This window comes from Geodermatophilus sp. SYSU D00703 (assembly GCF_054050155.1).
Window position 1 is genome coordinate 579,151 of the sequence record NZ_JBJGYU010000001.1, and the last position, 18,048, is coordinate 597,198.

The following is an 18,048-nucleotide window of genomic DNA, read 5'->3' on the forward strand; positions in this document are numbered from 1 at the left end:
TGGCCGCCACGCGCTGACCTCGCCGGCGGGAGGGGTCCGTCCCCTCGCGCCCGCGCTCCCCGCCGCGTGCCGCACCGGTGCGCGCGTTCCTCCCGGCCCGGCCCTGCTGACCGCTCCCGCTCCGGAGCACGTCCGGCCGGCTCCGCCTGCCCGTGTCGCCGTCCCGAAGGTCATCCCTTGCCCTCGTCCGTCTTCGCACTCCCTGCTGTGGAGTCCCCGGCTGCCCTCTGGTTGACCGGTTCCCGGGAAGGAGGCAGCCCCGTGGTCACGTCCCGGCGTGGCTGAGCGCGCCGCCCAGCCGAACTACCCCTACGGCGACTTCAGCGAGCTCGCCGGTCCGGTCCAGGAGCCGCCGGAGGACCGTCGCGTCCGGTTCCGGCCGGTGACCCGGGGCGGGGCCCGCGCCCGGGCCTGGCTGCTGGTCAGCGCGGCCCTCGTCTTCGAGGTCGTCTTCCTGCTGTTCCTGCTGCGCCCGGTGCACTACCCGGTGCTCACCGGCGACTGGCAGTCGATCCTGGCCATGGGGCTCATCGGCAGCATCGCCGTGATCGAGCTGCTGCGGCTGGTCAACGTGTTCACCCTCGCCGTCGCCACCCTGAACGCGCGCGACCCGGTCCCGGTGACGCCCCTTGCGGGGCAGCGCGTCGCCTTCATCACCACCATCGTGCCGAGCAAGGAACCGCTCGAGATGGTGCGCCGGACCCTGCAGGCCGCCGTCGCCGTCCGGTACGAGGGCACGCTCGACGTCTGGCTGCTCGACGAGGGCGACGACCCGGATGTGCGGACCATGTGCGCCGAACTCGGCGTCCGTCACTTCAGCCGGCACGGCGTGCCGGAGTGGAACCAGACCACCGGGCGGCACAAGGCCCGGACCAAGCACGGCAACTACAACGCCTGGCTGGACGCCCACGGGGACGGCTACGACTTCTGGGTGTCGGTCGACTCCGACCACGTGCCGCTGCCGAACTTCGTCGAACGGCTCCTGGGCTACTTCCACGACCCGGACGTCGCCTTCGTCGTCGGCCCGCAGGTGTACGGCAACTACGACAACTTCGTCACCCGCGCCGCCGAGTCGCAGCAGTACCTGTTCCACAGCGTGCTGCAGCGGGCCGCGAACCGGTTCACCACGGCCATGTTCGTCGGCACCAACAACGCCGTCCGCCTGTCGGCGCTCCGGGCAATCGGCGGGCTGCAGGACTCCATCACCGAGGACGCCGCGACCAGTGTCGTGTGGCACGCGAGCGTCAACCCGGAGACCGGGGCGGCGTGGAAGTCGGTCTACACCCCGGACGTCCTGGCCGTCGGGGAGGGGCCGTCGACCTGGCGGGACTACTTCACCCAGCAGGGCCGCTGGGCCCGGGGCACCGACGAGGTGGTCCTGCGCCGGTTCCGCACGGCGGCCCGCGGGATGTCGCCCTGGCGGCGGGCGCACTACCGGCTGCTCATGGCCTACTACCCGGCGGCCGCGATCAGCTGGGTCCTGGGCGTCTCCAACCTGGTCGCCTACCTGCTCACCGGCGTGGCGGGCCTGCTGGTCTCCGCGCAGCTGTGGGCGATGCTCTACGCCAACGCCGCGGTGCTGCAGGTCGCCGTCTACTTCTGGAACCGCCGGCACAACGTCAGCCCGCACGAGGAGGAGGGCTCCTCGGGCATCAGCGGCATGCTGGTGTCGGTCCTGTCGACGCCGGTGTACGTGAGCGCGCTGTGGGCGGCCGTCCGCAACCGCGACATCAGCTTCGCCGTCACCCGCAAGGGCGCGGTCAGCGGCGACCGGTTGAGCTCCTTCACCAAGCACCTCCGGTGGGCCGCCCTGCTCGTCGTGGCCCTCGTGCTGTCGCAGCTGTGGGGCCACACGCACGCGGAGATCCGCGTCTGGGCCGTGCTCAGCCTGGTGGCCTGCCTGCTGCCGATCGCGGTGTGGGCCACCGGCCGGGTGCGCGAGCGGCTCCGCCGGCCCGTCCCGACGGCGTCCACCCCGGTCCCCGAGGCCCCGGAGCTCGCCCTCGTCGACGGCGGCCGCGCACCGGCCGTCACGTTCGCCGGCAACTCCGTGGCACCCGTCCCCCTGACGCAGGAGAGCACCCGATGACCCGCCGCAAGCCACGGCCGGTGCGCCGGCTGCGCAACGCCGCCCTGGTCCTCGCCGCCGTGGCCGGCCTCGTGGCGGCGAACGGCCCGGTCGTGACCGCGGTCGCGCAGGACGCCTACACCGACTTCCAGCGCAGCCGTGCCGACTACAAGGCGCAGTACGGCTCCTGGGAGACCATCGAGCTGCCCGAGGAGTACCGCGTCCAGGCCATCCACGCCGCGCTGCTGTACACCGGCAAGGTGCTGCTGATCGCCGGGTCGGGCAACAACGCCCGGGACTTCGAGGCGGGCACCTTCCGGACCATCGTGTGGGACCCGGTGACGGGGGAGTCGACCGAGGTCGCGACCCCGGAGGACCTCTTCTGCTCCGGGCACGCCTACCTGCCCAACGGCAACCTGCTCATCGCCGGCGGCACCCGCGAGTACGAGGTGCTCGCCGCGGACGTGAGCCGGGCGGCCGGCGTCATGACCGTGAAGAACGAGCGCGTCGGCGGCCCGGTCACCCTGCCCGTCGGCACCCGCTTCACCGCCGGGGGCAACACCTACCTGTCGACCGAGGACGTCACGGTGCCACCCGCGCACACCATGCCCGACGGCAGCCGGATGGCCGGCGCGCAGACGGTGTGGGTCGAGGCCGAGGAGGAGGGCGACGCCTCCGTCGTCACCGGCAGCCGGCAGTTCCAGATCCCGGACGTCGCGCCCGACCGGCGCAACGACGTCTACGGCCAGGCCGACAGCCTCACCCTCGACAAGCAGAACTACCGGGGCCTCGACGCCTCCTACGAGTTCGACGTCGCCACCGAGACCTACCGGCGGACCGGCCGGCTGACCGAGTCCCGCTGGTACCCGACGCTGGTCGGCCTGGAGGGCGGCGAGGTGCTCGCCGTCTCCGGCCTCGACGAGCACGGCGTGGTCATCGACGGGGCCAACGAGGTCTACGACCCGGCCACCCGGACCTGGGAGGAGCGGCCGGACCTGGAGCGCTACTTCCCGACCTACCCCCACCTGTTCCGGCTCGCCGACGGCCACCGGCTGTTCTACAGCGGCGCCAACACCGGCTACGGCTCGCACCTGGAGGGGCGCCGGCCGGGGATCTGGGACCTCCGCGACAACTCCTGGACCGATGTCCAGGGGCTCGCGGACCCGGGGTTCAACGAGACCGCCACCTCGTTCCTGCTCGCTCCGGCCCAGGACCAGCGGGTGGCGATCGTCGGCGGCGGTGGTGTCGGCGACAGCGAGGAGTCGACCGCGCGGTTCGACGTGGTCGACCTCACCGACCCGCAGCCCCGCTACGTCCCGCTGAGCGACTACCCGAGCCCCGCCCGCTACATCAACGCCGTCACGCTGCCCGACGACCGCACGCTGCTCACCGGGGGATCGGTGGGCTACCGCGGCAACTCGCAGAGCGATCTGCACCTGACCACGCTGTTCGACCCGGAGACCGGGGAGACGCTGCCGGCGGCGCCGAACGAGGTGGGGCGCAACTACCACGCCACCGCGGTGCTGCTGCCCGACGGACGGGTCATGACCATGGGCTCCGACCCGCTGTTCTCCGACGAGGAGAACACCGTCCCCGGACGGTTCGAGACGCGGATCGAGATCTACTCCCCGCCGTACCTGTTCACCGGTGACCGCCCGAGCGTCACCTCCGCGCCGACCGAGGTCACGCGGGGGAGCGCGTTCCGGGTGACCACCACGGGCGCGGACGTGGCCGAGGCCCGGCTGCTGCGGCCCAGCGCGGTGACCCACCAGACCGACCCCGAGCAGCGCTCCGTCGCCCTCGAGGTCACCGCGGCCTGCCCACCGGACGCCCCCGACGCGGCCGCGCACGAGACGGCAGGGCACTGCCCGGACGGCTGCTGCGGTTCCGGCACCCTCGAGCTGGGCGTCCCGGCCGAGGAGGGGCTGACGCCGTCCGGCTGGTACATGCTCGTCGTGCTCGACAGCGAGGGCGTCCCCTCGCCGGCACGGTGGGTGCACGTGGCATGAGCGGGCGCTCCTCGCCACGGCGGTCCGTGCGGACGGCGGTGCTGGCCGCCGCGGCGGGCGCGACCGTCGCCTGCACCGGCGTCGCGGCACCCGGTCCCGGCCAGGGGACGAGCCCCTCGGCCGCCGCCCCGGAGGCCGACCGGCTGGAAGGCGGGCTGTGGGTCAACCCGGAGGGCCACGGCCCCGTCGCCGTCGAGCAGGCGCTCGCCGAGGGCCGGGCCGCCGACGCCGACGCGCTGGCCCCGCTGGCCGAGCAGCCGACCGCCACGTGGATCGCCGCGCCGGCCAACCCCTACGACGCGGTGCTCGAGGTCTCCCTGGCCGCCGCCGCCGCCGGGCAGCTGCCCGTGCTGGTGGCGTACAACGTCCCGGGCCGCGACTGCGGCTCGTACTCCGCCGGGGGAGCGGCCGACGTCGACGCGTACCTGAGCTGGATCGGCAGCTTCGCCGCGGCCCTCGGCGACCGGCCCGCCCTCGTCGTGCTGGAGCCGGACGCCGTCGCGCACGCCGTCGTCGGCTGCGCGGGCGTGGACCCCGCGGCCCGCTTCGAGGCGCTGGCCCAGGCCGTGGCGATCCTCGACCGCCAGCCGGAGGTCCGCGTCTACCTCGACGCCGGCAACGCCAGCTGGATCGAGGACCTGCCGGCGCTCGCCGACGCCCTGCGGCGCGGCGGCGTCGACCGGGCCGACGGCTTCGCGCTCAACGTCGCCAACTTCGAGACCACCGAGGCCAGCGCCGAGTACGGGGTGGCACTGTCCCGGGAGCTCGAGCAGGGCGCGGCCCCGGACGCCCCCGCCGTCCACTTCGTCATCGACACCAGCCGCAACGGCGCGGGCCCGGTGCCGGAGACCGGCGCGGACGAGGACCGCTGGTGCAACCCGCCCGGGCGGCGGCTGGGCGCGGAGCCGAGCACGTCGGTCACCCACGAGCGGGTCGACGCGCTGCTGTGGATCAAGCAGCCGGGCGACTCCGACGGTTCCTGCCGGGGCGCGCCGCCCGCCGGTCAGTGGTGGCCGGAGGGAGCTGCCGAGCTGGTCGCCGGTTGACCTGTTCCGTGCCGGTCGCCGGCTGAGCCCGGTCAGCCGCCGCGCTGCACCTCGGCCTGGACGATGCCGAGCAGCGCCGTCCGCAGGGTGCCGTCCCCGGTGTCGCCGCGCTCCAGCGCCGCCCGCGCGTCCTCGGGGAGGACGGCGGGGTCGACGTCGTCGAGCCAGCTGACCTCGCCGGCCACCCGTCGGCCCACCCGCAGACTGCCGCCCTCGGAGCGCAGCACGTACTCCTCGCTGTCGAGCCGGATGGTCATCTCGTCGCTCATGGCGGAGCCCTACCCCGCGCGGCGGCCGGTCCACGCGCACCCGCGGGGCGAGGATGGGCGCGTGGAGGACTGCTGCGAGGTCGTCGTCACCGGTGCCGACGCCGACTGGCTGGCCGGCTACACCCGGACGCTGGTGGAGGAGAGGCTGGCCGCCTGCGGGCACCAGATCGCCGCCATCCGCTCCGTGTACCGGTGGGACGGCGAGGTGCACGACGAGCCGGAGGCGCGGGTCGCGCTGCACACCCGCCGGTCGCTGGTGCCCGCCGTCGTGGCCCGCACCGCCGAGCTGCACCCGTACGACGTCCCGTGCGTCATCGCCCTCCCGCTGGTCGGCGGCTCGCCCGACTACCTGCGGTGGGTGGTCGCCGAGACGCGGGAACCGGAGGGCTGACCCGGTCGTCACCCGATGGGGGCGGGCCGGTATGACGGAGCTCGGGACGGCCGGTGCGACGGCCGAAACAGAACCAGGACGGCCGCCCGGCAGGCGGCCCGGGCAGATCGCGGGAGAGTGCGTGGGGCGACGATCGGGCGAGCACCCGCTGCCGCTGGACGTGCGCCGCCGGGTCGAGGGGCCCAGCAGTCCGGCCGTCGCGGTCGAGGCGGTGCTCGACGCGCTGCCCTCGCCGACGCTGCTCATCGACACCGAGGGCCGCGTGCTGCTGACCAACACCGCCTGGCAGACCGCGACGGACCTGCTCGACGACGACCGGGTCCGCGTGGGCCTCGACGACGACTACTACGCGATGGCCCGGCGGTTGAGCGCCGGCTCGGGCACGGTGTCCCTCGTCGACCGGCTCCGGGCGCTGTCCCGCGGCGAGTGCGCCTCGGTGCAGGCGGACTACGCGCTCGAGCGTCCTGACGGCACCCGGTGGTTCCACCTGCAGGCCTCCCGGGTCGACCAGGCCGGGCAGGTGGTCGTCACGCACACCGACGTCACCTCGCGGGTCCGGGCCGAGCGGGCCTCGGACTGGCGGGCCCGCCACGACACCCTCACCGAGCTGCCCAACCGCGCCCACCTGCACGAGCTCATCGACGCCGAGCTGCAGCGGGCGACCCGCGGCCCGGTGTCGGTCCTCTTCCTCGACGTCGACGGGTTCAAGGACGTCAACGACTCCCTCGGGCACGACGCCGGTGACGACCTCCTCCGCCAGATCGCCGGCCGGCTGACCGGTAGCACGCGGGCCGGCGACACCGTGGGCCGGCTCGGCGGCGACGAGTTCGTCGTCCTCTGCCGGGAGTGCGACACCACCGGCGCCGAGGCCCTGGCCGACCGCTGCCGCGCCAGCATCGACCGGCCCTTCGACCTCGGCGGCCGCATGGTGCGGCTCGGGGTGAGCATCGGCATCGCCACCGCCCCGGACCCCGGCCGGGAGCTGCGCTCCACCGACCTGGTCCGGGACGCCGACCTGGCGATGTACGCGGCGAAGGCGGCCGGCCGCAACCGCGTCCGGCTGTTCACCGCCGACCTGCGCACCGCCGCCCAGCGGCGGGCCACCGCCGCCAACGAGCTGCGGGAGGCGGTCCTCGACGACCAGCTGGTGCTGCACTACCAGCCGGTCCTGCACCTGCCGACCCGGCGGGTCACCGGCGTGGAGGCGCTGGTCCGCTGGGCGCACCCGCAGCGCGGGCTGCTCCCGCCCGGCGAGTTCCTCCCGATCGCCGCGCAGGCCGACCTGATGACGCCGATCGCCCGCTGGGTGCTGCGCTCGGCGACCCGGCAGGCCGCGGCGTGGAACCGCGCGGGCCTGCAGCTGATCACCAGCGTGAACATCAGCGCCGGCCACTTCTCCACCGGCACCCTGCTCCGCGACGTCGAGGACGCGCTGACCGACTCCGCGCTCCCGCCCGAGCAGCTGGTCGTCGAGCTGACCGAGAGCTCGGTCGCCGAGGACGCCGAGCGTGCCGCCGCCCAGTTCGCCGCGCTGCGCCGCCGCGGGGTCGAGGTCGGCATCGACGACTTCGGCAGCGGCTTCTCCTCGCTGGGACAGCTGGTCGCCATCCCGGCCGGCATCCTCAAGATCGACCGCAGCCTGGTCGCCTTCCCGGAAGGGCGCCGCAGCGCGGCGGCCGCGGCCATCGCCGCGGTGGTGGCGCTGGGCCGGGCCTGCGGCATGCGCGTCATGGCCGAGGGCGTGGAGACCGCCGAGCAGCTGGAGCTGGCGGCTGAACTGGGGTGCACGTCCGCCCAGGGCTTCCACATCGCCCGGCCGATGCCGGCCGAGGAGGTCGCGCCCTGGATGGCGCAGCGGTCCCCGGGCCGGCCGGCGGTCGCCACCGGCTGACCGGCGGTCGCCACCGGCTGACCAGCGGCCGGCCTGCTGTACCGGCGGCCGGCCTCAGCCGGGCTCGCCGCGCCGCTTGCGGCGGACGACCACGACGAGGTCCACCAGCGCGACGGCAGCGAGCACGAAGAGCACGACCGCGGCCCACACCGGCAGGCCGGCGGCCAGCCAGAGGATGCCGCCGCCGGTGCAGACGACGAGGCCGAAGGCGGCCAGCACCAGCCGCAGGGTGAGGGCCGACTGCGCCGGCGGCGCACCGGCGAAGCCGGCCGTCGGGTCGTGGTGGTCGGGCAGGCCGCGCTCGTAGTCCTCCCGCGACCGCGGTCGGCGTCGGGGATCGCTCATGCCGCACCGCGTACCCCGGCGGGGGCGCACTACCCTGGGTCGACGTGGCCGCTGACTTCTCCGCCGTCCTGGACGAGCTCGACACGACCCTGAGGTCGATCGAGGCGGTCCTCGACGTCGACCGCCTCCGCCGCGAGGTCGCCGACCTCGAGCAGCAGGCCGCCGCGCCCGACCTCTGGAACGACGTCGAGGCCGCGCAGGCCCTCACCTCGAAGCTGTCCTACCTGCAGGGCGACCTGCGCCGGGTCGAGGAGCTGCGCAGCCGCCTCGACGACGCGGGCCTGCTGCACGAGATGGCCGCCGAGGAGGGGGACGAGGCCACGCTGGCCGAGGCCGAGCGCGAGCTGGAGAGCCTGCGCAAGGCGATCGACGAGCTGGAGGTCCGCACCCTGCTGTCGGGCGAGTACGACTCGCGCGAGGCGCTGGTGACCATCCGCTCGGAGGCCGGGGGCGTCGACGCCGCCGACTTCGCCGAGATGCTCATGCGCATGTACCTGCGCTGGGCCGAGCGGCACAAGTACCCGATCGAGCTCTACGACGTCAGCTACGCCGAGGAGGCCGGCATCAAGTCGGCCACCTTCGCGGTGAAGCAGCCCTACGCCTACGGCACCCTCTCGGTGGAGCAGGGCACGCACCGGCTGGTCCGCATCTCGCCGTTCGACAACCAGGGGCGCCGGCAGACCTCGTTCGCCGGCGTCGAGGTGCTGCCCGTCGTCGAGCAGACCGACCACGTCGACATCCCGGAGAACGAGATCCGCATCGACGTCTTCCGGTCCTCGGGTCCGGGCGGGCAGAGCGTCAACACGACGGACTCCGCCGTCCGCATCACCCACCTGCCGACCGGCATCGTCGTCTCCTGCCAGAACGAGAAGAGCCAGATCCAGAACCGGGCGGCCGCGATGCGGGTGCTCCAGGCACGGCTGCTGGCCAAGCGGCAGGAGGAGCAGCGGGCCGAGATGGACGCGCTGCGGGGGGAGGGCAGCAGCTGGGGCAACCAGATGCGCTCCTACGTCCTGCACCCGTACCAGATGGTCAAGGACCTGCGGACCGAGCAGGAGACGGGCAACACCACCGCCGTCCTGGACGGCGACATCGACTCCTTCATCGAGGCCGGCATCCGGTGGCGCCGTCAGCAGGACTCCGTCGCCGCGGGGTGATCGCCGCGGACCGCGGTGCGGAAGCCGGCCGGGTGATCGCCGGGCGGACCTCGGCCCGGCGTCGCAGGCGTCCCGTTCGTCACACGCGTCGCGCGGCGATCCGCGGAATACGCGACGCTGGGTGACGGGGGACCTGGGACGTCGGAGGACCCCGTCACGCTGCGCGAATCCCGAGCCGGGGCGGTTCCGTGGCGAACCGACCAGCATCCACCTCGCGGAAGGTACCGTGGCCCCTCGTGATCGAACTGCAACACGTCACCAAGCTGTACCCGGCCAGCTCCCGGCCGGCTCTCGATGACGTGTCGACGGAGATCGACAAGGGGGAGTTCGTCTTCCTCATCGGCTCCTCCGGCTCGGGCAAGTCGACCTTCCTGCGGCTGCTGCTGAAGGAGGACGACCCGACCAAGGGCACCGTCAAGGTCAACGGCAAGACGCTGAACACGATGAGCAAGTGGCAGGTCCCGAAGCTGCGCCGCACGATCGGCTGCGTCTTCCAGGACTTCCGCCTGCTGCGCAACCGCACCGTGGCCCAGAACGTGGCCTTCGCGCTGGAGGTCATCAACAAGCCCCAGCGCACGATCAAGCGCGTCGTCCCCGAGGTGCTGGAGATGGTCGGCCTGGAGGGCAAGGCCGAGCGGCTGCCCAGCGAGCTCTCCGGTGGTGAGCAGCAGCGCGTCGCCATCGCCCGCGCGTTCGTCAACCGCCCGCTGGTCCTGCTCGCCGACGAGCCCACCGGGAACCTCGACCCGGAGACCAGCGAGGGGATCATGCTGCTGCTGGAGCGGATCAACCGCACCGGCACGACCGTGGTGATGGCGACACACGACTACCACATCGTCGACTCGATGCGCCGTCGCGTCATCGAGCTCAACGGGGGCGTGCTCACCCGCGACCAGTCGCGCGGCGTCTACGGCGTCGGCCGCTGACCCACCGGTCGTCGAGCCCCCCGCCTGCCTGAACTCACGACAGGGAACCCATGCGCGTCAACTTCGTGCTCTCCGAGGTGGCCACCGGGCTGCGTCGCAACCTGACCATGACGGTCGCGATGATCCTGACCACGGCCATCTCGCTCGGTCTCATGGGCACCGGCCTGCTGATCGCCGGGATGATCTCCGACATGAAGGAGATCTACTACGACAAGGTGCAGGTCTCCATCTTCCTGGCCGACGACGTCACCGACGACCAGCGGTCGGCGATCGAGCAGCAGCTCGAGGACTCGCCGGAGGTGGCCACCTACCTCTACGAGTCCAAGGACGAGGCCTACGAACGCTTCCAGCAGCAGTTCAGCCAGCAGCCCGAGCTGGTGGAGAACACCCCGAAGGACGCGCTGCCGGAGAGCTTCCGCGTGGAGCTGGTCAACCCCGAGCGCTACGAGGTCATCGCCGCGGAGTTCCCCAACGGGGAGGACGGCGTCGACCAGGTCCGCGACGAGGGCGACTTCCTCGACCGGCTCTTCAGCCTGCTCAACGGCGCCCGGAACGCGACGATCGCGGTGGCCGTCGTCCAGGCGCTGGCCGCCCTGCTGCTGATCTCCAACACCATCCAGCTGGCCGCGTTCAACCGGCGCAACGAGACCAACATCATGCGGCTGGTCGGTGCCTCCCGCTGGTACACCCAGCTGCCGTTCATCCTCGAGGCGGCGCTCGCCGGGCTGATCGGCGCGCTGCTGGCGGTCGGCGGCCTCGTGCTCACCAAGGTCCTCTTCGTCGACAAGACCCTGGCCGGCCCGATCAAGGCCGGGATCATCCCGCCGGTCGACTGGGGCGCGATCGCCACGATCTCCCCCGTCATCGCCGCCGCGGGCGTGGGCCTGGCCGCCATCGCCGCCTACGTGACGCTGCGCCTCTACGTGCGGCTGTAGCCCGCGCGCAGCAACGAGGGCGCCGATCCCCGGGTGGGGTCGGCGCCCTCGCCGTTCGGCGGTCCGCCTGCAGGGCCCCGCCGCGGCCCCGTCCCGGGTCCCGCCCTGAGCCTGCGAAGGGTGGGGAGGACGGGGTCCTTCCACGGTGGAGGGCAGGGGGTCTCTCTCAGCCGAACAGCTGGCCCAGCTGGTCCCACAGCAGGATCGCCGAGAAGAAGCCGTAGAACAGCACGGCCCAGCCGATCGCCACCAGCCGGCCGCCGCGCAGCCCGATCTCGCGGGGCAGCGTCCGCCGGTTGAGCTGGATGAGCAGGCACGAGTACACGAACATCACCAGCCCGTTGAGGGCCGAGGCGATGACGAGCAGGACCAGCGGCTGGGTCAGCCCCGACAGCAGGATGACCGAGCCGAAGACGATCTCGGCCCACACGGTGGCGAAGTAGATCCGGCTCTCGGTCCAGGTCCTGCTGGCGGCCAGCGGCCCGGTCTTGAGGACGTCGGCCGTCACCCGGCCCACCATGTCCAGCACCGCCAGGTTGGTGGAGAACAGGACGACGGTGCCGATCAGCCAGAACGTCGTCCCCAGCCAGGCACCCTGATCCGCCGAGAGCGCCTCGCCCTGGAGCCGGATGAAGTCGAAGCTCTCGGCCGTGCCGCCGACGCCGACGGTCACGTAGGTGAGCATCATGAAGGTCAGCAGCGCGAGCGCGCCGATGACGAAGAACGTCACGAACTGCTCGCGGTCGGCCACCCGCCACCAGCCGCGCCACCGACGCATGTTGCCGTCGTCCCGGCGGAAGAAGTAGCCGATCGAGGGCTCGGCCTCCTCCTCGCCCGTGATCGGCGAGACGATCTTGGGCAGCCGGGCCCCCATCCCGAGGCCCTTGTCGCGCACCCAGTTGGACTGGACCAGGTTCAGCGAGCCGCCCGCGCCGGCGAAGGCGATGGCGCCCAGCAGGGTGGCGGCGCCGATCGCCGCGACCCCGTCGGGGATCCGGCCGACCTCGACGAACCCCCGGCCCAGCGCCGCGTAGCCCTCGCCGCCGATCAGCGCGACGAGCGCGTACGCCATGAACAGGACGATCAGCCCGACGAAGAAGAACTGGATCTTCTCGACGGTCCGGTAGACGACCGGCGACACGGTGAGGACGACGCCGATCAGCAGCAGGACCCCGATCGTGACGTAGGGGACCGCCGCCTCGGAGAACCCCAGGACGAAGCTCAGCGTCGTCGTCCCGCCGGTGGCCCAGCCCGGCCACGCCCACGGCACGATCGTCATGACGATGAACAGCGGCCCCCAGGGCTTCCACAGCCGGGTGAAGCCGGTGACCGCGGTCTCCCCGGTCGCCAGCGTGTACCGCTCGATCTCCATGTTGAGGAAGTACTGCGTCGCGACGCCGATCACGACCAGCCAGACCAGGCTCAGCCCGACCTGCGAGGTGATGTAGGGCCACAGGACGTACTCGCCCGAGCCGATCGCGCCCGCCAGCAGGAGCACGCTCGGCCCGAGGACCTTCCGCATGGGCAGCGGCTCCGGCAGGTCGGCGTAGGTCACCGGCGCCAGGTTCCTGCTGGGGATCTCGGTGGCGACGTTCCCGCCGCCCGCGGTCTCAGCGCGTGACTCGGCCACGGTCCTCTCCTCGGGGTGGGGGAGCCCACCGGCTCGGGGCTCCCGGGATCTCGGCGTGGGAGGACGCGGCGGGAGCGGCCGGGGCGGTCGCCCCGCTCGCCCGTCGTGACGCCGACGTGGACTGCACGGGGCACCCGGGATCGGCGGGGACGCCGACTCCAGCGGCTGCGGCCATCGGCTCCTCCAGGCTGACCGGCCGGTCGTCCGTGGCGTGGAGCGGTCGTGCGTCGTAGCAGGTTAGGCCCGGTACGCGTCCGGTGGAAGGTCCTGCTCCGGCGCTAACCTGGGGACATGCCGCGAGAACAGGGGCGCAAGCTGATCGCCCAGAACAAGAAGGCGCGGCACGACTACTCCATCCTCGACACCTACGAGGTGGGCCTGGTCCTGACCGGCACCGAGGTGAAGAGCCTGCGTGAGGGCCGTGCCTCGCTCGTCGACGGGTTCGCCACGGTGGACGACGGCGAGGTGTGGCTGCAGCACGTGCACATCCCCGAGTACACGCAGGGCACCTGGACCAACCACGCGCCGCGGCGCAAGCGCAAGGTGCTCATGCACCGCGCGGAGATCGACAAGCTGATCGGCAAGACCAAGGAGGGCGGCCTCACCCTGGTGCCGCTGGACCTCTACTTCAAGGACGGCAAGGTCAAGGCCACCCTCGCGCTGGCGAAGGGCAAGAAGTCCTACGACAAGCGGCAGGACATGGCCGAGCGCGACTCCCGCCGCGAGATCCAGCGGGCCTTCGGCCGGTACGTGAAGGGTCGCCGGTGAGGGGTGTCGCGTTCGACCGGTTCGGTGGGCTCGACGTCCTGACCGTCCGCGACGACCTGCCCGACCCGCCGGTCGGCCCGGACACCGTGCTGGTGCGGGTGCACGCGGCCGGGGTCAACCCCGTGGACCTGGCGATCCGGCAGGGCTTGCTCGCCGGGGCCTACCCGCACCACTTCCCGGTCGTCCCGGGCTGGGAGTTGGCCGGCGTGGTCGAGGCGGCCGGTCCCGCGGTCGTCGACTTCGCGCCCGGCGACGAGGTGTTCGGCTACGTCCGGCGGGACGACGTCCAGTGGGGCGCCATGGCCGAGTTCGTGCCCGCCCCGCAGCGGTGCCTGGCGCAGCGGCCGCAGGCGCTGTCCTTCGCCGAGTCCGGGGCGCTGCCGCTGGCCGGGCTGACCGCGTACCAGGCGCTCACCGAGGTGCTCGACGTCGGTGAGGGCGACCGGGTGCTGGTCCACCGCGCCGCGGGCGGGGTCGGCTTCAACGCCGTCCAGATCGCCGTCGCGCTCGGGGCGCACGTCGTCGGCACGGCGAGCCCGCGCAACCACGGCTTCCTCCGGGACGCCGGCGTGGCCGAGGTGCTCGACTACTCGGCCGGGCCGATCAGCGCCCACCTGTCCGAGCCGGTGGACGCCGTCCTGGACCTCGTCGGCGGGGACGCCCTGGCCGACGCGCCGAAGCAGGTCCGCGACCGGGCCCGCGTCGCCAGCGTCGTCGACCCCGCGGTCAAGGCGATGGGCGGGCGCTACCTCTTCGTCCGGCCCGACGCCCACGACCTGGAGGAACTGGGCCGCATGGCCGACGCCGGCCAGCTGCGGGTGCCGATCGCCCGGGCGTACCCGCTGGAGCAGGTGGCCGACGCGCAGGCGCTCGTCGCCGAGGGGCACGTGCGCGGCAAGGTCGTGGTCACCCTCCGGTGAGTGCTCTGCAGCCGCCGCTCGACGACGGCGACGTCCCGCGGTACTGGCGCGAGCTCGGCCTGCCCGGGCTGGTCGACGTGCACGTGCACTTCCTGCCCGAGCGGGTGCAGGCCAAGGTGTGGCGGTACTTCGAGGCCGCCGAGACGCACTACGGCGCGGCCTGGCCGGTCCGGTACGCCCTGCCGGACGGCGAGCGGCTGGCCGTCCTCGAGCGGCTCGGCGTCCGGGCGTTCCCGACCCTGCCCTATCCGCACCGGCCGGGCATGGCCGCGTGGCTCAACGACTGGTCGGCGCAGTTCGCCGCCGCGCACCCGCAGGTGCTGCGGTCGGCGACCTTCTACCCCGAGCCCGAGGCGCCGCACTACGTCGCCGAGGCGCTGGACGGCGGCACGCGGGTGTTCAAGGTGCACGTGCAGGTGGGCGCCTTCGACCCGCGGCACCCGCTGCTGGACCCGGTGTGGGCACGGCTGGAGGAGGCGGGGACGCCGGGGGTCATCCACTGCGGCTCGGGTCCGCTGGCCGGCGAGCACACCGGCCCGGAGCCGATGACCGGCCTGCTCGAGCGGTTCCCGCGGCTGCAGCTGGTCATCGCCCACCTCGGCATGCCGGAGTACCGGGAGTTCCTCGACCTCGCCGAGCGGTTCGAGCGGGTGCACCTGGACACCACGATGTTCGCCACCGACTTCACCGAGCGGCTGATGCCCTTCGACCCCGCCGACCGGCCGCGGCTGGCCGCGCTGCGGGACAAGGTCCTGCTGGGCAGCGACTTCCCGTCGATCCCGTACCCGTACGCCCACCAGCTGGCCGCGCTCCACCGGCTGGACCTCGGGGAGGAGTGGCTGCGCGCCGTCCTGTGGCACAACGGAGCGCGCCTGTTCAGGATCGAGGCGTGACCCCGGCCCTGCGCCTGACCGCCGCCGTCCTCGGGACGCCGGACCCCCGCGGGCTGGCCCGCTTCTACGGCCGGCTGCTGGGCTGGCCGCTGCGCGACGACGACCCGGAGTGGGCGACGCTGCGCCCGGCCGACGGCGGTCCCGGGCTGTCCTTCCAGCTCGAGGCCGACCACGTGCCGCCGGTGTGGCCGCCCGAGCCGGGCACCCAGCAGATGCAGCTGCACCTCGACATCGAAGTGGACGACCTCGACGCGGCCGTGGCGCTCGCGGTCGAGGCCGGTGCGACGGTGGCCGAGTTCCAGCCCCAGGACGGCGTCCGGGTGTGCCGGGACCCCGCCGGCCACCCGTTCTGCCTGTTCCTCCCCGGCTGGTGAGCCCCGGCCCGGGCAGGACACGTCGCCACTGGGCCGGTCGCCCGCCCGGGGTCAGGCGGTCGGCGGCTGGTAGTCCGGGTGCACCTGACGTGCGGCGTCGACCTCCTCGGGGCTCATGAGGGCGACGGTGCGCACGTGGGCGACACCGCTGGCGTTGACGGTGAGCGCCACCGCGGCGGCGGTCCGGTTGTCCGGTAGATCGACGATCGTGTAGACGTCATCCTCGCCGAAGGCGAAGTCGAAGGTCTCCAGGCGGCCGTCCAGGTCGGTGACCATCTTCTCGACTGCATTGCGGCGGGCGGTCCCGCCGGCCGCCATGATGGCCTTGGAGCCCTGCGGCGCGTACTTGGCGATGAACAGGAAGCGGGGCATCGCGGCCTCCGTGTCCGGTCCCCGTGCCCGTGCGATGGTCCGGGCGGCCCGGCCGGCACGCAACGCCCGTCCGCACGAGCGGGACGGCAGCGGCGTGGCGACGACGGACCGTCTCAGCCGCTCGGCGGCTGGTAGTCCGGGTGCACCTGACGTGCGGCGTCGACCTCCTCGGGCGTCATGAGGACGACGGTGCGGGTCGTGGCGACCCCGGTGCCGTTGATCGTCAGGCTGACCGCGGTGGCCGTCCGGTGGTCGGGCAGCTCGGCGATCACGTAGGCGTCGTCGCCGCCGAAGGCGAAGTGGAAGGACTCCACCCGGCCACCGAGCTCGGACATCATCTTCTCGATGGCCGAGCGCCGGGCGGTGCCGCCGGCCGCGATGATGGCCTTCGCGCCCTGCGGGGCGTACTGGGCGATGAACAGGTACCGGGGCACGGGGTCCTCCTCCTCGGCGCAGGTGCGCGACATGGTCCCGGCGCGGCCCGCGAGCGGACAACGGGCGCGTCGGGACCCGTGCGCGGCCACGGCGTGGCGACGACCGACCGTCCGAGTGCCGAAACCCGGTCGCCGACAGCGCGCCGCCGTCCTAGCGTTGCCGCCCGTGCACGCGCTGCCCGACGGCCTGACCGTCCACCCGCTGAGCCTGGACGACGCCCCCGCGGCGGCCGAGCTGCTCGCCGCGGCGGAGGCCGTCGACGCCACCGGTGAGCACGAGGACGCCGACGACCTCGTCGAGTTCTGGGGCACCGAGCGCGTCGACCTGGCGCGGGACGGTCGGGCCGTCTGCACGGCGGACGGGCGGCTGGTCGGCTGGGCCACCGCCATCGCCCCGGGCGGCGGCCGCGACGCCTTCCGGGTGTGGCTGGAGGGCCGCGTGCACCCCGACGGGCGCGGCCGCGGGATCGGCCGCGTCCTGCTCGCCTGGCAGCTCGGCCGCGGTGCCGAGCTGCACGCCGCGCAGCAGCCGCAGGCCCCGGCCCGGCTGACCGTCTCGGTGTACCCGGCCATGACCTCCCTGGAGGGGCTGCTGCGGCGGGCCGCGTTCGAGCCCGAGCGCTGGTACTGGGACATGGAGCGCCCGCTGACCGGCCTGCCCGAGGTGCCGGCGGTGCCGGGCATCGACCTCGTGCCGTTCGCCTGGGACCGGGACGAGGAGGTGCGCCGCGCACACAACGCCGCGTTCACCGAGCACTTCGGCTCCACCGACCGCGACGAGACCGCCTGGCGCAGCTGGTTCACCGGGCAGCGGGCGTTCCGCCCCGACCTCTCGGTGCTCGCCCTGGCCGACGGGGAGGTGGTCGGCTACGTCCTGGCCTACGTCTTCGAGGCCGACACCCGCGCGACCGGGGCCCGGCAGGCCCACCTCGGCCAGATCGGCGTGCTGCGGCCGGCGCGCGGCCGCGGGGTCGCCACGGCGGCGATCACCGCCGCGCTGCGGGCCGCGACGGACGCCGGCTGCGCGACGGCGGGGTTGCAGGTCGACAGCGAGAACTCCACCGGCGCGCCGGCCCTGTACCGGCGGCTGGGGTTCGCGCCGGTGCGGACGAGGACCTCGTGGGCGCACTGCCTGCCCGCGGCCGGCTGAGCGCCGGTGGGCTGGCCGGAGGGCGACGACGCCGGGCTGGTCGCGCTCCCCAGCGGCGTCCGGGTTCGCGGCCGCCGGCTCGCCGCCCCGGCGACCCCCGCCGACTCCGCCGTGGTCCTCGGCGCCGGCCCGCTGCCGGCCTGGCCGGCGAGACGGGTCCGGTGGCCGGACTTCTGGGTGCCCCTCGACCGGACCGATGCCCTCGACGCGCTGCGGGAAGCGCTGCAGCGGGCGCGCGCCGGGGAGCGGGTGGAGGTGGCCTGCCGCGGCGGGATCGGGCGCACCGGCACGGCGCTGGCCGCGCTCGCCGTCCTGGACGGGCTGCCGGCCGAGGCCGCCGTCGACTGGGTCCGCGCCCGTTACCACCCCCGCGCCGTCGAGACGCCCTGGCAGCGTCGCTGGCTGCGGTCGGTCGGTCCGCCGTCGGGGCCGTCCCGGCTCCCGCCCTGAGCCTGCGAGGGGTGGGGAGG

The 18,048-nt window shown here is 73.8% G+C and carries 19 protein-coding genes; 14 read left to right on the plus strand and 5 right to left on the minus strand.

Annotation, left to right across the window (positions count from 1 at the left end; translation table 11 throughout):
• Positions 1-277 precede the first annotated feature (277 nt).
• From ACI782_RS02945 to ACI782_RS02955, 3 genes are read left to right on the plus strand one after another with little or no spacing between them, the layout of a single operon-like run.
• Positions 278-2,089 carry a glycosyltransferase family 2 protein gene (locus ACI782_RS02945; RefSeq protein ID WP_456905890.1) on the plus strand — a complete coding sequence of 604 codons (1,812 nt, stop codon included), beginning with the start codon at positions 278-280 and terminating at the stop codon, positions 2,087-2,089.
• Positions 2,086-4,077 (plus strand): galactose oxidase-like domain-containing protein, encoded by a 1,992-nt coding sequence (locus tag ACI782_RS02950; protein WP_456905892.1) that lies wholly within the window; start codon positions 2,086-2,088, stop codon positions 4,075-4,077. Before ACI782_RS02945 ends, ACI782_RS02950 begins: the two co-directional genes overlap by 4 nt.
• Positions 4,074-5,123 carry a glycoside hydrolase family 6 protein gene (locus ACI782_RS02955; protein ID WP_456905894.1) on the plus strand — a complete coding sequence of 350 codons (1,050 nt, stop codon included), beginning with the start codon at positions 4,074-4,076 and terminating at the stop codon, positions 5,121-5,123. The genes ACI782_RS02950 and ACI782_RS02955 overlap by 4 nt, the downstream gene beginning before the upstream one ends.
• Positions 5,124-5,155: 32 nt before the next feature.
• Here ACI782_RS02955 and ACI782_RS02960 read toward each other — a convergent pair whose 3' ends face one another.
• Entirely contained in the window at positions 5,156-5,392 is a 237-nt protein-coding gene (locus ACI782_RS02960) for a hypothetical protein (protein WP_456905896.1), read from the minus strand.
• Between the two features lie 61 nt (positions 5,393-5,453).
• On the opposite strand from ACI782_RS02960, the gene cutA reads away from it, so the two are divergent.
• Positions 5,454-5,783, plus strand: a complete 330-nt coding sequence (cutA, locus tag ACI782_RS02965) for a divalent-cation tolerance protein CutA (protein WP_456905898.1) — start codon at positions 5,454-5,456, stop codon at positions 5,781-5,783.
• A gap of 121 nt (positions 5,784-5,904) precedes the next feature.
• On the plus strand, positions 5,905-7,674 hold the full coding sequence (locus tag ACI782_RS02970) for a putative bifunctional diguanylate cyclase/phosphodiesterase (protein WP_456905900.1): 1,770 nt from the start codon (positions 5,905-5,907) through the stop codon (positions 7,672-7,674).
• 54 nt (positions 7,675-7,728) lie between these two features.
• Here the strand turns inward: ACI782_RS02970 and ACI782_RS02975 are convergent, their stop codons facing one another.
• Entirely contained in the window at positions 7,729-8,019 is a 291-nt protein-coding gene (locus ACI782_RS02975; RefSeq protein ID WP_456905902.1) for a DUF6343 family protein, read from the minus strand.
• Positions 8,020-8,063: 44 nt separating this feature from the next.
• Here ACI782_RS02975 and prfB point away from each other — a divergent pair, with 44 nt between their 5' ends.
• The 3 genes from prfB (at position 8,064) to ftsX (ending at position 11,037) form a co-directional block, all read left to right on the plus strand.
• Positions 8,064-9,176 carry a peptide chain release factor 2 gene (gene prfB / locus ACI782_RS02980; RefSeq protein WP_456905904.1) on the plus strand — a complete coding sequence of 371 codons (1,113 nt, stop codon included), beginning with the start codon at positions 8,064-8,066 and terminating at the stop codon, positions 9,174-9,176.
• Positions 9,177-9,412: 236 nt separating this feature from the next.
• Positions 9,413-10,102: a cell division ATP-binding protein FtsE gene (gene ftsE, locus ACI782_RS02985; RefSeq protein WP_456905906.1), complete on the plus strand. Its 690-nt coding sequence runs from the start codon at positions 9,413-9,415 to the stop codon at positions 10,100-10,102.
• Positions 10,103-10,152: 50 nt separating this feature from the next.
• Complete coding sequence (gene ftsX / locus ACI782_RS02990; protein WP_456905908.1) at positions 10,153-11,037, plus strand: permease-like cell division protein FtsX; 885 nt, start codon at positions 10,153-10,155, stop codon at positions 11,035-11,037.
• A 166-nt stretch (positions 11,038-11,203) separates the two neighbouring features.
• On the opposite strand, the gene ACI782_RS02995 is transcribed toward ftsX, so the two are convergent.
• Positions 11,204-12,667: an Nramp family divalent metal transporter gene (locus ACI782_RS02995; protein WP_456905910.1), complete on the minus strand. Its 1,464-nt coding sequence runs from the start codon at positions 12,665-12,667 to the stop codon at positions 11,204-11,206.
• 291 nt (positions 12,668-12,958) lie between these two features.
• On the opposite strand from ACI782_RS02995, the gene smpB reads away from it, so the two are divergent.
• The 4 genes from smpB to ACI782_RS03015 are packed head-to-tail and all read left to right on the plus strand — an operon-like array spanning position 12,959 to position 15,622.
• Entirely contained in the window at positions 12,959-13,435 is a 477-nt protein-coding gene (gene smpB / locus ACI782_RS03000; protein ID WP_456905912.1) for an SsrA-binding protein SmpB, read from the plus strand.
• Positions 13,432-14,355 carry an NADP-dependent oxidoreductase gene (locus ACI782_RS03005; RefSeq protein ID WP_456905914.1) on the plus strand — a complete coding sequence of 308 codons (924 nt, stop codon included), beginning with the start codon at positions 13,432-13,434 and terminating at the stop codon, positions 14,353-14,355. The genes smpB and ACI782_RS03005 overlap by 4 nt, the downstream gene beginning before the upstream one ends.
• Positions 14,352-15,248, plus strand: a complete 897-nt coding sequence (locus ACI782_RS03010; protein ID WP_456905916.1) for an amidohydrolase family protein — start codon at positions 14,352-14,354, stop codon at positions 15,246-15,248. The genes ACI782_RS03005 and ACI782_RS03010 overlap by 4 nt, the downstream gene beginning before the upstream one ends.
• Positions 15,245-15,622 (plus strand): VOC family protein, encoded by a 378-nt coding sequence (locus tag ACI782_RS03015; protein ID WP_456905918.1) that lies wholly within the window; start codon positions 15,245-15,247, stop codon positions 15,620-15,622. The genes ACI782_RS03010 and ACI782_RS03015 overlap by 4 nt, the downstream gene beginning before the upstream one ends.
• Before the next feature lie 51 nt (positions 15,623-15,673).
• On the opposite strand, the gene ACI782_RS03020 is transcribed toward ACI782_RS03015, so the two are convergent.
• On the minus strand, positions 15,674-15,994 hold the full coding sequence (locus ACI782_RS03020; protein ID WP_456905920.1) for a GYD domain-containing protein: 321 nt from the start codon (positions 15,992-15,994) through the stop codon (positions 15,674-15,676).
• Positions 15,995-16,107: 113 nt separating this feature from the next.
• Positions 16,108-16,428: a GYD domain-containing protein gene (locus tag ACI782_RS03025; protein ID WP_456905922.1), complete on the minus strand. Its 321-nt coding sequence runs from the start codon at positions 16,426-16,428 to the stop codon at positions 16,108-16,110.
• A 166-nt stretch (positions 16,429-16,594) separates the two neighbouring features.
• Here ACI782_RS03025 and ACI782_RS03030 point away from each other — a divergent pair, with 166 nt between their 5' ends.
• Both ACI782_RS03030 and ACI782_RS03035 read left to right on the plus strand, forming a co-directional pair.
• On the plus strand, positions 16,595-17,578 hold the full coding sequence (locus ACI782_RS03030; RefSeq protein ID WP_456905924.1) for a GNAT family N-acetyltransferase: 984 nt from the start codon (positions 16,595-16,597) through the stop codon (positions 17,576-17,578).
• Between the two features lie 6 nt (positions 17,579-17,584).
• Entirely contained in the window at positions 17,585-18,028 is a 444-nt protein-coding gene (locus ACI782_RS03035; protein ID WP_456905926.1) for a protein-tyrosine phosphatase family protein, read from the plus strand.
• Positions 18,029-18,048: the final 20 nt, after the last annotated feature.

Excerpts from the sequence above, each read along its gene's own strand:
- ACI782_RS02960 (WP_456905896.1), bottom strand. The coding sequence starts at position 5,392 with ATGAGCGACGAGATGACCATCCGGCTCGACAGCGAGGAGTACGTGCTG.
- smpB (WP_456905912.1), top strand. The coding sequence starts at position 12,959 with ATGCCGCGAGAACAGGGGCGCAAGCTGATCGCCCAGAACAAGAAGGCG.
- ftsX (WP_456905908.1), top strand. The coding sequence starts at position 10,153 with ATGCGCGTCAACTTCGTGCTCTCCGAGGTGGCCACCGGGCTGCGTCGC.
- ACI782_RS02955 (WP_456905894.1), top strand. The coding sequence starts at position 4,074 with ATGAGCGGGCGCTCCTCGCCACGGCGGTCCGTGCGGACGGCGGTGCTG.
- ACI782_RS03020 (WP_456905920.1), bottom strand. The coding sequence starts at position 15,994 with ATGCCCCGCTTCCTGTTCATCGCCAAGTACGCGCCGCAGGGCTCCAAG.
- ACI782_RS02950 (WP_456905892.1), top strand. The coding sequence starts at position 2,086 with ATGACCCGCCGCAAGCCACGGCCGGTGCGCCGGCTGCGCAACGCCGCC.
- ACI782_RS02975 (WP_456905902.1), bottom strand. The coding sequence starts at position 8,019 with ATGAGCGATCCCCGACGCCGACCGCGGTCGCGGGAGGACTACGAGCGC.